Genomic DNA, 12,207 nt, shown 5'->3' on the forward strand with positions numbered 1-12,207 from the left:
TGCCGCCGGGGTCAGCAAAAGAAAAATGCCGCCCGGCGCAGCACCGCGGAAAGCGGCCTGCGCAGTTGCGGCGCGGGTTGGGCTGGGATCAGTCGCGCGGCAGGATCAGCGTCACGGTGGTCCCAAGCCCGGGCTGGCTTTCGAGGCGGACGCTACCGCCATGATCCTGGACATAGAGCCGGGCGTAATAGAGCCCGAGGCCAAAGCCGCGGACCTGGCCGGTCCGCTCCGGGTCGACCTGGTAAAACTTCTCGAAGACCTTGGGCAGTTCTTCCCGCGGGATGCCGCACCCGGAGTCCTGCACCACCAGGTGGATCTCGTCCGCCGTCACCCGGCTGGAGAGGGTGACCCGGCCCCCGGAAGGGGTGAACTTGATGGCATTGTCAAGCAGGGCCTGAATGGCGAAGGTGATGCGCTTGCGGTCGAGCGAGAGTTGCGGCAGCGGCCCGGAGCTGGTGCAGGTCAGCTCGACCCCCTTGCTCTCGGCCGTGCCACCGCGCTCGACGAGCAGCTTCAGGATGAGGTCACCCAGGTCGACCAGCTCCCGCTGCGGCAGCCCTTCCTGGAGGATGACATCACTGTAGTTGAGGAGGTCCTGGATCAGGTAGCCGAGGTAATTCGATTCCTCCAGGATCAGCTGCAGGGTCTGCTCGAAGGCGGCATCACCGGGGCCGCCGACGCCGCGGGCGAGGTTCTGGATAAAGAGGGAGATGGCGGTTATCGGGGTCTTCAGCTTGTGCGAAACCAGGCCGAGGAAATCGGATTTGAGCCGGTCCATGCGCTTGAGGTGAATCAGCTCGTCCTTGAGCGCCTTCTTTTCGAGCACCTTGTCGATGGTGGTCTTGAGCTGCAGCAGGTTGATCGGCTTGTTGATGAAGTCGTCGGCATCGGCCTTGAGAGCACGGAGGATGACCTCCTTGTCGGCGTAGCCGGTCATCACCACTACCAACTGGTTCGGCAGGCGCTCCTTGATCTGGCGGAGGAGGTCGAGACCGTTCATACGGGGCATCATGACGTCGGTGAGGACGATGTCGACGCTCTCCCGCTCCAGCATCTTGAGCGCCTCCTCCCCATTGCCGGCCTGCAGGATGCGATATCCCTTGAGGACCTTGGAGCAGAGGTCGCGGATGACAATCTCGTCGTCAACGACGAGGATGCTGCGCCCGTCAATGGTCTGGATCAGTTGCGGTTCTTCGGCGAAACCAAGGCGCACGACCGCCTCCGGAGGCTACTTGAGGGGTGGAGTGAAGAGGGCCAGGAGCTCGACCGGCGCATCGCCGCTGTTTTTCAGGCCGTGGGTGATCCCCGACGGCGCGACGCAGCAGCTGCCGGCGGCGACCGGAATCTGCTGCTCTCCCATGGTGCAGACCGCTTCGCCGCTGAGGAGGTAGAAGGTCTCGGTCTGGCCGTCGTGGGTGTGGGGCAGGATTTCTCCCCCCGGTTCGATGCGGCCGCGATGGACCGAGAGCGCCGGATTGCTGGTGGCGGTGACGACGTCGCGCAGGAAGAAGCGCTCATGCTTGGGATGGGGGTATTCTTCCTGCTCGGCGGTACGGATGACACTTCCTGCTGACATGATCTCTCTCCTGGCTGGTGCTGCATCTTCACCTTATACCATATTGCCCGGAATTTTCCGGAGTCGCACTCAACCGAGGAGGTCGGCGAGGAGCTGCGGCACCCGGGCGAGGGCGGCGTCGAGCTGGCCGGGGTCATTCCCGCCGGCCTGGGCGAGGTCGGGACGGCCGCCGCCGCGACCGCCCACCGCTTCGGCCAGCGGTTTGATCAGCGCACCGGCCTGGACCCGGCCGGTCAGATCCCTGGTGACTGCCACCAGCAGGCTGACCCGCGCGCCATCGCTGGCGGCGAGGACGATGACACCCGAGGCGAGGCGCTCGCGCAGCTGATCGGCCAGCTCGCGCAGCTGCTTGCCGTCGAGGCCGTCGGTCCGTGCCGCGAGGAGTTTCACCCCGGCCACCTCGGTCGCCTGCTCGACGAGCTGCAGCGAGCGGTTGGCGTTGAACCGGGCCTGCAGGGTTTCAATCTCCCGCTCCAGCTCCTTCTGGCGCTCCAGCAGCCGTTGCAGGCGCGGCTCGAGCTGGGTCGGTTCGCTCTTGAGGAGCCGGGCGAGGCCCTCCAGGGCGTTCTCCTGCTGCTGCACGGCGGCCAGCGCCCGGGCGCCGGTGACCGCTTCGATACGGCGCACGCCGGCGGCGATGCCGCTCTCCTGAAGGATCTTGAAGAGGCCGATGTCGCCGGCGGCCTGGGTGTGGGTGCCACCACACAGTTCCATCGAGAAATCGCCGACCCGCACCACCCGCACCCGTTCGCCGTACTTCTCGCCGAAGAGGGCGGTGGCGCCTGCGGCAATGGCGGCGTCGGCCGCCATTTCATCGACCTCGACCCCCTGGTTCTGGCGGATGCGCAGGTTGACGCGGCGTTCGATCTCTTCGATTTCCACGGCCGTTAGCGCCGAGAAGTGGGTGAAGTCGAAGCGCAGCCGCTCCGGGGAGACCAGGGAACCGGCCTGCTTGACATGGTCGCCGAGCAGTTCGACCAGCACCGCCTGCAGGATGTGGGTGGCTGTGTGGTTGAGGGCGGTCGCCTGGCGCGCCTGCTGGTCGACCTGGAGGTTGACCGCGTCACCACAATGAATGGTGCCGGAGACGACCCGGGCGACATGGACCGTCAGTTCAGGGAGGGGCTTGCGGGTATCGAGAACTTCCAGCTCGGCGCCGGCGGCGAGAATCCGGCCGCGGTCGCCGATCTGCCCCCCCGACTCGCCATAGAAGGGAGTCTGCGAAGAGATCACCTCGACCTCCTCACCGGCCGCGGCGGTCTCGACCTGGGCGCCCTCCCTGAGCAGGGCGGTGATGGTGCCGTCGCCGAAGGTCGCCTGGTAGCCGGTGAACTCGCTGCGCAGTCCCGACTCAAGGAGCTTGCGGTAGATGCCGGCGATGGCCGCCTCCCCCGACCCCTTCCAGTGCTCGCGGGCCTTGCGGCGCTGCTCTTCCATGCAAGCCTCGAAGCCGGCCTCGTCGAGGGTGAAGCCGTCCTTCTCGACGATGTCGGCGGTCAGGTCGATCGGGAAGCCGAAGGTGTCGTAAAGCTTGAAGACCGTCTCCCCCGAAATCGCCGACTCGCCGGCCTGGCGCAGCCGGTCAATCTCTTCTTCGAGGATGCGCAGGCCATTGCCGAGGGTCTGGATGAAGCGCTCCTCCTCGTTTTTCACGACGCGGGCGACGAACTCCCTGCGCCGCGCTTCTTCCGGGTAGGCGCCGGCCATCGACTCGAGGACGAAGACCGCCGCACGGTAGAGAACCGGGGTGTCGAAGCCGAGCATCCGGGCATGGCGCATGGCGCGGCGCATGATCCGGCGCAGCACGTAGCCGCGACCCTCGTTGGCCGGCAGCACGCCGTCGGCGATCAGGTAGGCGGTGGCGCGGCTGTGGTCGGCGATGACCCGCATCGAGACGTCGTGATCGGCATCGGCGCCGTAGCGCTTGCCGCTGAGCTGTTCGACAAAGGCGATGATTCCGCGCAGCAGGTCGGTATCGTAGTTCGAGGTGACTCCCTGCATCACCGTGGTGATCCGCTCCAGCCCCATGCCGGTGTCAACCGCCGGTTTCGGCAGCGGGGTCAGGGTGCCGTCCTTGGCGCGGTCGAACTGCATGAAGACGTTGTTCCAGATCTCCATGTAGCGGTCGCAGTCGCAACCGACGGCGCATTCGGGGCGGCCGCAGCCGACCGTGGGGCCGTTGTCCCAGAAGATCTCGCTGCAGGGTCCGCAGGGTCCGGTGTCCCCCATCGACCAGAAGTTGTCCTTCTCGCCGAAGCGGAAGATGCGCTCCTTCGGGACCCCCTCCTGCTCGTGCCAGATCGCCGCCGCTTCGTCGTCGTCGTTGTAGACGGTGACATAGAGCCGGCTCTTGTCGAGTTGCAGGTCCTTGGTCAAAAACTCCCAGGCGTAGGCGATCGCCTCCTTCTTGAAGTAGTCGCCGAAGGAGAAGTTGCCGAGCATCTCGAAAAAGGTGTGATGGCGGGCGGTGCGCCCGACATTCTCGAGGTCGTTGTGCTTGCCGCCGGCGCGCACGCACTTCTGCGAGGTCGCCGCCCGCACGTAGTCGCGCTTTTCGTTGCCGAGGAAGCAGTCCTTGAACTGGTTCATGCCGGCGTTGGTGAAGAGGAGCGTCGGGTCGTTGTGGGGGATCAGCGACGACGAGGCGATCACGGTGTGGCCGCGCTCGGCGAAGTAGCGGAGAAAGCGGCTGCGGAGTTCGTTTCCGGTTATCATGGCGTGCCTGGTCTACCTCTCTCGTTTCTGTTTCAGTCGGGTCAGCACCAGGGGAAGGGGAAATCCCCGGCGCAGGAAAAAGCCGGTTACCCGGCGCCGCAGGCGATCATCGGCCTCTTCCCAGGAAAAGTCCGGGTAGCGGCGCGCAAGGAGGGCGGCGAGCTGTTCGCCGGCAGGATCGTCGCCGCCGACTTCGGCGATGGCGGCGTCCGCCTCTTCCGGGTCGATGCCGTGGCGCAGCAGGTCCTGCTTCAGGCGCACCCCGAAGGCGCGCCCGCTGGCCACCAGGCTGCGCGCCCGCAGCCGTGCGTAACGGGCGTCGTCGAGGTAGCCGAGCTCCTGGCAGCGCTGCAGGGCGGCGGCGATCGCCCCCTCCTCGAAGCCGCGCTGCTGCAGATTCTGGCGCAGGTCGGAACAGCTCCGTTCGCAGCGCGTGAGCAGGCGCAGAGCGACTAGGTAGGGATCAGAAGCGTTCGATGTCGATCTGCTCGTCATTCGCTCCCGCCCCGGGCTCTTCCGGAGCGTCCTTTTCGAAGTCCTCCCAGGAGAGGTCGGAGGCGGAGGAGATCCCCGAGACCTTGAGCTTGAAGTCGTCGGGGTTGGAGCATTGACGCAGCGCCTCGTCGAAGGTGATCAGCTTCTTCTGCAAAAGACCCATCAGCGCCTGGTCGAAGGTCTGCATGCCGTAGGAGACGAACCCCTGGGCGATGGCGTCGCGCAAAAGCCGCGTCTTTTCCTTGTCGTCGATCAGCTCGCGCACCCGGGCCGAGGAGATCATGACTTCGACGGCGGCGACGCGCCCCTTGCCGTCGGCCCGCGGCACCAGGCGCTGCGAGACGACCCCCTTGAGGATGGCCGAGAGCTGCAGCCGGACCTGGCGCTGCTGGTAGGGGGGGAAGACCGAGATGATGCGGTTGATCGTCTCCGGGGCGTCGATGGTGTGCAGGGTCGAGAGGACGAGGTGACCGGTCTCGGCGGCGGTGATCGCCGTTTCGATCGTCTCGTAGTCGCGCATCTCGCCGACCAGGATGACGTCCGGATCCTGGCGCAGGGCGCTCTTCAGGGCGATGTCGAAGCCCTCGGTGTCGAAGCCGACCTCGCGCTGGTTGATGATGCTTTTCTTGTCGCGATGCAGGTACTCGATCGGATCTTCGATGGTGACGATGTGGGCGGTGCGGTTGGCGTTGATGAAGTCGATCATCGCCGCCAGGGTGGTCGACTTGCCGGAACCGGTGGCGCCGGTAACGAGGATCAGTCCGCGCGGCTCCATGGCGATCTTTTTCAGCGCTGGCGGCAGCAGCAGGTCGTCGAGAGACTTGATTTCAAAGGGAATGGCGCGGAAGACCATCGACACCGAACCGCGCTGGGCGAAGACGTTGACGCGGAAGCGGCCGAGGCCCGGCACGCCGTAGGAGAGGTCGACCTCGTGGACCTGCTCGAAGCGCGCCTGCTGCTGCTCGTTCATGATGTCGAGGGCCATCTGCCGGGTCTGGTCGGGACCGATGCGCGGCGCCTTGGGGAGCGGACGCAGCGCACCGTCGATACGGTAGATGGGGGGCAGGCCGGCCTTGAGGTGGACGTCCGAGGCGCGGGATTTGAGGGCCATGCCGAGGATGTCGTTGAGTTGCATGGTGTCAGCCTTCCTTGGCCGCGGCCGGGTGGAGTCCGAAGTGTTCCGTGACCCGGGCCTCGATGGCGGCGGCGGTCTCCGGGTGCTCGGTGAGGAACTGCTTGGCATTCTCGCGCCCCTGGCCGATCCGTTCGCCGGCGTAGGAGTACCAGGCGCCGCTCTTTTCGATGATGCCGGTTTCGGCGCCGAGATCGACGATATCGCCAACCCGCGAGATGCCGGCACCGTACATGATGTCGAACTCCGCTTCCTTGAAGGGGGGCGCGACCTTGTTCTTCACCACCTTGACCCGGGTGCGGTTGCCGATCACGTCCTGCCCCTGCTTGAGGGCGGCGATGCGGCGGATGTCCATGCGCAGGGAGGCGTAGAACTTGAGGGCGTTGCCGCCGGTGGTCGTCTCGGGGTTGCCGAACATGACACCGATCTTCATGCGGATCTGGTTGATGAAGATGACGCAGCAGTTCGACTTGCTGATGGTCCCCGTCAGCTTGCGCAGCGCCTGGGACATCAGGCGCGCCTGCAGGCCCATGTGGGAATCGCCCATCTCCCCCTCGATTTCGGCCCGGGGGACGAGCGCCGCCACCGAGTCGACCACCAGCACGTCGATGGCGCCGCTGCGGACCAGGACCTCGACGATCTCCAGCGCCTGTTCCCCGGTGTCGGGTTGGGAAACGAGCAGGTCGTCGGTCTTGACGCCGAGCTTGCGGGCGTAACCGATGTCGAGGGCATGCTCGGCATCGACGAAGGCGGAGATGCCGCCATGCTTCTGGGCTTCGGCGATAATGTGCAATGCCAGCGTCGTCTTCCCCGAGGACTCGGGGCCGAAGATCTCGATGATGCGGCCGCGCGGGACGCCGCCGACGCCCAGGGCGATGTCGAGGGCCAGCGAGCCGGTGGAGATCGTCTCCACGTTGGGGAGAACAGCGTCGGTGCCGAGGCGCATGATGCTCCCCTTGCCGAACTGTTTTTCGATCTGGCCCATGGCCAGGTCGATAGCGCGCTCGCGGTTATTCTCTGCCATCTGCTCGTCCTCCGAAATGTTGGGTTACTGGTTAACGGTTCCGGACCGGGGTGCCGCGGCGCCAAGGGGAACGCTGTGCCGGGGGAGATGGAGCGCTCCGCCCGGTCGCAGGCGACTTTCATAGAGGACCAGGCGGGTCACCGGCAACCGGCCACAGTCCCATTCCCCATGCCGGGCCAGCAGCGGTCCGGCGGCAAGCCCTGATCCGCGGTGCCGACCGAGGGTGAGGTGTGGGAAAAAGGGGCGCTGCTCTCGGGGGATACCCGCATCCGGAAGCTGTCGTTCGAAGGCGTCGTGGAGCGCCGCCAACTCCCCCCGGTCGCGGACTCCCAGCCAGAAAACCCGGGCCCGGTTCGCTGCGGGGAAGCTGCCGAGGCCGATCAGGTCGACGGCGAAAGGGGCGTGCAGGCGCCCTATCGATAGCATGATTTTGCCTATTTTTTCAAGCGATTCTTCGTCGAGGTCGCCGAAAAAGCGCAGCGTCAGGTGAAGGGTTTCAGGCCGGCTCCAGCGGACTGCCGGGAGGTCGGCGCGCAACCCCGCAATCAAATCATGCAACCGGTCGCGGACTTCCCCGGGAAGGGGGATGGCGAGGAAGGCACGGGTCATCCGCCCTCCGCCAGGGCCGGGGCGACGGCGGCGCTCCCAGCCTCGGGGGCGATGGCCGGCAGCAGCAGGTGGAAGGCACTCCCGTCGCCGTCGGCGGTCCCCGAGCTTTCGACCCAGACCATGCCGCCGTGGGCCTCGATCACCCCTTTCACCAGGGCCAGGCCCAGTCCCACCCCCTTGCCACCGAAACGGCTGGTGGAGGTGAAATGGCTGGCGATCTCGCCGACTTCATAGAACTTGTCGAAGATGCGCAGCTGCTCTTCGGGATCGATCCCGACCCCCGAATCCCGGATGGTGATCTGCAGCAACTGGTCCGGGGGCGGGGTGCGGAAGAAGCGCGGAGAAAAGGGTTTGAGCTGTTCTTGCCGCGCCAGAATCTCGGCACTGCGGCGCAGGTGGCCGGATATCGTTATGACCCCACCGGCCGGGGTGAATTTGACGGCATTTTCGAGCAGGCGACCGAAGGTGCGGCGCAGGTGGTGGGCGTCTCCGTTGAGCCGGACTGCATCGGGGAACATGATGATTTCGAGGCGCAGGCTGCGCTCGTCCATCCGCGGCTTAAATTCCTCGTGGAGGCGGCTGACGAGGTCGAAGGCGGCGACCGGCTCCCGGCTCAGGTAGAGGTCCTGGGACTCGATGCGGGCCACTTCCAGCAGGTCGCCGACCACCTCGTTGAGGCGCAATCCCCCCTGCTGCACGGCGGAGAGGGCGATTCTCCCGTCGTCGTCGAGGCTGCTGCCGAAACGGTCGGCAAGGAGTTCACTGCCGGAAAGAATGTAGGTCAGCGGCGTGCGCAGTTCGTGGGAGGCGAGGGCGAGGAACTGGCTCTTCATCCGCTCCAGGTGTTCCAGCGAGCGCTTGCTTTCCGTCATCCGGCTGAGGTTGTCACGCAGCCGCTGGCGCGAAATCCTGAGCTCGCGGTTGCTGGCCTGGGTGAGCCGGTTCTGCCAGGCCAGGGCCTCGAAGAGGTTGGCGCCCTGGACGGCGGTGCCGAGCTGGCGGCCGATCGCCAGCAGCAGGTTGATTTCGTCGCGCCGGTAGAGTTGCTTGTGCCGGGCGAAGAGGAAAAAGACCCCGACCGTCTGGTCATTGGCGATCAGGGGGACGGCCTGGAAGGCCCGCCAGCCCGCTTCCCGGACCGGCTCGAAATGAACCCGGCGGTCCCGTTGCAAGTCGGCAGAGCCTTTGGGCTGGCCGCTCTTCATGACCCGGCCGACGACGCCGATGTCGCTGGCGATTTCAGCGAACATGGCAACGATCTCAGGGGGGAGGCCGTGATGAGCCTCCAGCCGCAGGCGGGTGCCGGACTCCCGGGCGAGGAAGATGCCGCCGCCGCTGGCGGCGAAGTTTTCCACCAGGCGCTGCAGGATGGCGGCGAGCATCCCCGGCAGGTCGCTGCTGTTGGCAGCGAGCAGACTGATTTCGTTGACCAGGGTGAGGTCGCGGTTGCGCTGGCGCAGTTCCTGGTTGATCCGCTTGCGTTCGGTGACGTCGCGCAGCACGCCATGTACGACCTTCTGTTGGCCGAGCTGGCCGAGGCGGGCGTGCACAGCGCCGGTGAAGAGGCTGCCGTCCTTGCGGCGGAAGATGAGGTCGTCACTCTCCCCGTAGCCCTTTTGGCGAACGGTGTGCACCAGGCGCAGAAAGCGGCGCCGTTGCTGGCCGGGAAAGAGAACTTCGAGGGAGAGGCAGTGAATCTCCGCGGCACTGTAGCCGAGCAGCTCCTCGGCCTGCCGGTTGATTTCGAGCAGGGAGCCGTCCCCCGGGTCGAGGAAAAAGAGGGCGTCACCGGCATGGTCGAGCAGGTGCTGATAGCGCTGGTTGGCGAGTTCGAGATCCGCGCTCAGTTGCTGGAGATCGCTCCCCTGCCCGCGGCAGGTCGCGGTGCGGGTGGCCAGCTCCTGTTGCAAACGTTGTTGCCGCCAGGCGAAACCGGCCAGGGTGGCGCTGGCAAGGAGCAGCAGGGGACCGGCCCAGGGGGCGTGCGGCAAGGGTGCGCTCGGTTCCGGCACCGGGAAAACCAGCCCCAGTGACCAGTGGCTCTCGCCGATTCGCAGCGGCGTGAGACGCAGGGTCGTGCCACCGGCTGCTGCCGCGGGTGATTGCAGCAGCAGCGCGGCGGCCAGTGGCGTCGGCAGATCCGCTACCGGCTCGGCGCAGCCTTGCCGGAGCCATTTGCGGAGGGAAGTTTCTTCCTCTTCGGCAGCGAGGTAGATTGCCGGCCGGCCGTCGAGGCCGGGGTTGGTGTGAAGCAGGAAACGCCCGCCGGCATCGACGATAAAAGCGAGGTCGGCCTGCCCCGTCAGTTCCGCCAGGGTCGCGGCGGCCAAGCGGCGCAGGTCGACCAGCGCACCGTATTCCCCGCTGATCGTGGTGCCGGAGTAGAACGGCTGCCGCAGCGCGAGTAGCGGCGGGTCGGCTTCGCTGAGGAGTTGCAGCCGGGAGGGGTGGGTGGATAGCTGCTGCAGTTGCGGGAGCCCGCCCAGGTCGGTGAGGACACCCGCCGGGTATGCGCCTATCGCTCGACCATGACTGTCGAGACGGTATAGGGCGGTCAGGAGGGGCTCCGGGAATTCGTGGTAGAGCAGTTCCATTCCGGCGGAGTCGCTGGCCGGGGGGGGGCTCCCCTGCCCGGCCGATTCCGCGAGGTGGGCCAGTCCTTCCTGCAGCCGCTGCAAGGGCCATTCGAGGCGCCGTGCCGCCTGCGCGGCGAGGGCCGCCTGGCGTCCGAGCCGGAGCCGGTCAGATTTGCTCGCCGTCCCTGCCTGCAGCGCGGTCAGCAGCTCGATGAGAGCGAGCAGCAGCATCCCGGCGAGGACCAGGAAAAGTGCGGTGCGCTGCCATCGATGCGACCGGTTCATGACGGGCTCTTTCATCCTTGCGTGATGGGGCTTGCCTTCAGCCGGCCGCAACTGCCATCAAATGGCGGCGCAGGCTGTCGAGGGCCGTGTAGGCGCTTAAGGTGCGCACCGCCTGGCGATCACCGGGAAAGAGGTAGCGGTTGACCGCAGCTCCGGCGTCGCCGGCCAGGGCGATGAAGACCGTCCCCACCGGTTTTCCCGGGGTGCCGCCCGCGGGCCCGGCGATGCCGGTAATGGCCAGGGCGAGATCGGTCCCGGCGGCAAGACGCAGGCCGCGGGCCATCGCCTCGGCACACTCGGCGCTGACCGCCCCCGGCCCGTTGAGGATCGTCTCCGGGACGCCGAGCCAGTCTTGCTTGGCGCTGTTGGCGTAGGTCACGGCGCCCCGTTCGAAAAAGGTGGAAGCGCCCGGGATGTCGGTCAGCAGCTTGGCGACCAGGCCGCCGGTGCAGGATTCGGCCAGCGCCAGGGTCTGTCCGGCATTGGTCAGCAGGCGGGCGACGTTGCCGGCCAGGGTCTCTTCACCGCTGGCGACAAGGTAGCTGTCGCAGGCCCGCCGCGCCCAAACCTCGGCCCGATCGAGCCGGGCATCGGCATCTTCCCCGGTCGCGCGGAGCTTGACCAGGACCTCGGGGAACTCGACCGCGTAGGCCAGTTCGATCCCCGCCGGGAGGCCGCTGTCGGCCAGGAGCTCCTCACAGCGCGGCTCGGCGAGGCCGAAGAGCCGCAGCACCCGCTGCCGGCTCGCTGGGGCGCCGGGATGATCCGCCTCCAGCCGGGGGAGAACTTCCTCCCGCAACATGGCGATCATCTCGGCCGGTACCCCCGGCAGGAAGTAAAGGCTCCGTCCCCGTTCCCGGAGCTGGAAACCGGGAGCGCTCCCCTGGCGGTTGGGAAGCAGGGTCGCCTTTTGCGGCAGCAGCGCCTGCTTTTCGTCCCCGGTATGCATGCTGCTGCGCCGCGAGTCGAACCAGGCGCGGATCTGGGCCAGGGCTTCGTCGTTGAGGATCAGGCGACGGCCAAAGGCACGCGCGGCACCGCGGGCGGTCAAATCGTCGGCGGTCGGGCCGAGGCCGCCGCTGACGAGAATCACCTGGTTGCGGCTGGCGAGAGTCAGCAGGGTATCGGCAATCGCCGTTTCGCTGTCGCCGACACTCAGGCGCTCCCGCACCCGGTAGCCGTAGTCAGCGAGGAGCCGGGCCATGGCCGGGGTGTTGGTGTCGGCAATCTCACCATTTAGCAGTTCGTCGCCAATGGTAAGGATGGCGAGATCAGGGCCCATGAGGTTTCCCTTCGCTGCAATCGTGCGCTGGCATCAGCCGAGCCCGAACACCGACAAGGTGAGGCGCAGCGCCGCCGCCGCGTAGAGGCCCGCCATGACATCGTCGAAGACCACGCCGACCCCGTTCTTCCAGCGCCGGTCGATCCAGGAGACCGGCGGCGGCTTGAAAACGTCGAAGAGGCGGAACCAGAAGAAGCCGAGGAGCGCCGCCGGCCAGGAGAAGGGGAGGAGGGCGACGGTGGCCAGGTAGCCGACCAACTCGTCGATGACGATGCGGCCGTCGTCGGTCACTCCGTAGATGCGCCCGGCCGCCTCGGCGACCCAGCAGGCGAGGGCGAGCAGGGCGCACCAGGTGAGAAGCCAGAGCGGCGCCGGCAGGCCGGCGAGGAGCCAGAAGACCGGGATCCCGGCGAGGGTGCCGAAGGTCCCCGAGGCGACCGGGGCGTAGCCGAGGCCGGCATTGCTGGAGAGAAAGAGGATGAAACGGCGCATGGACTTCGGCGGCTCCCAGGG

At 66.9% G+C, this 12,207-nt stretch carries 10 protein-coding genes; all 10 read right to left on the reverse strand.

Annotated elements, in window-relative coordinates; all coding sequences use genetic code 11:
• Window positions 1-88: 88 nt before the first annotated feature.
• Window positions 89-1,213 carry a sensor histidine kinase gene (locus DBW_RS04500; protein WP_157471760.1) on the reverse strand — a complete coding sequence of 375 codons (1,125 nt, stop codon included), beginning with the start codon at window positions 1,211-1,213 and terminating at the stop codon, window positions 89-91.
• Window positions 1,214-1,228: 15 nt separating this feature from the next.
• Window positions 1,229-1,576, reverse strand: coding sequence for a cupin domain-containing protein (locus DBW_RS04505; RefSeq protein WP_066724855.1), 348 nt, complete (start codon window positions 1,574-1,576; stop codon window positions 1,229-1,231).
• 69 nt (window positions 1,577-1,645) lie between these two features.
• The gene (gene alaS, locus DBW_RS04510; protein WP_066729676.1) at window positions 1,646-4,288 is read right to left on the reverse strand and encodes an alanine--tRNA ligase; all 2,643 of its coding nucleotides are present in this window, start codon (window positions 4,286-4,288) and stop codon (window positions 1,646-1,648) included.
• A 15-nt stretch (window positions 4,289-4,303) separates the two neighbouring features.
• Window positions 4,304-4,786 (reverse strand): regulatory protein RecX, encoded by a 483-nt coding sequence (locus DBW_RS04515; protein ID WP_066724857.1) that lies wholly within the window; start codon window positions 4,784-4,786, stop codon window positions 4,304-4,306.
• Complete coding sequence (locus tag DBW_RS04520; RefSeq protein ID WP_066724859.1) at window positions 4,755-5,921, reverse strand: type IV pilus twitching motility protein PilT; 1,167 nt, start codon at window positions 5,919-5,921, stop codon at window positions 4,755-4,757. Before DBW_RS04520 ends, DBW_RS04515 begins: the two co-directional genes overlap by 32 nt.
• A gap of 4 nt (window positions 5,922-5,925) precedes the next feature.
• Window positions 5,926-6,942, reverse strand: coding sequence for a recombinase RecA (gene recA, locus DBW_RS04525; protein WP_066724862.1), 1,017 nt, complete (start codon window positions 6,940-6,942; stop codon window positions 5,926-5,928).
• A 24-nt stretch (window positions 6,943-6,966) separates the two neighbouring features.
• Window positions 6,967-7,551 (reverse strand): RNA 2',3'-cyclic phosphodiesterase, encoded by a 585-nt coding sequence (gene thpR / locus DBW_RS04530; RefSeq protein WP_066724864.1) that lies wholly within the window; start codon window positions 7,549-7,551, stop codon window positions 6,967-6,969.
• Window positions 7,548-10,412, reverse strand: a complete 2,865-nt coding sequence (locus DBW_RS04535) for a sensor histidine kinase (RefSeq protein ID WP_066724866.1) — start codon at window positions 10,410-10,412, stop codon at window positions 7,548-7,550. Before DBW_RS04535 ends, thpR begins: the two co-directional genes overlap by 4 nt.
• 37 nt (window positions 10,413-10,449) lie before the next feature.
• Window positions 10,450-11,694 carry a CinA family nicotinamide mononucleotide deamidase-related protein gene (locus DBW_RS04540; RefSeq protein ID WP_066724870.1) on the reverse strand — a complete coding sequence of 415 codons (1,245 nt, stop codon included), beginning with the start codon at window positions 11,692-11,694 and terminating at the stop codon, window positions 10,450-10,452.
• 33 nt (window positions 11,695-11,727) lie between these two features.
• Window positions 11,728-12,186: a phosphatidylglycerophosphatase A family protein gene (locus DBW_RS04545; protein WP_066724873.1), complete on the reverse strand. Its 459-nt coding sequence runs from the start codon at window positions 12,184-12,186 to the stop codon at window positions 11,728-11,730.
• Between the last annotated feature and the right edge of the window lie 21 nt (window positions 12,187-12,207).

This window comes from Desulfuromonas sp. DDH964 (genome assembly GCF_001611275.1).
In the GTDB taxonomy this organism is placed as follows: Bacteria; Desulfobacterota; Desulfuromonadia; order Desulfuromonadales; family DDH964; genus DDH964.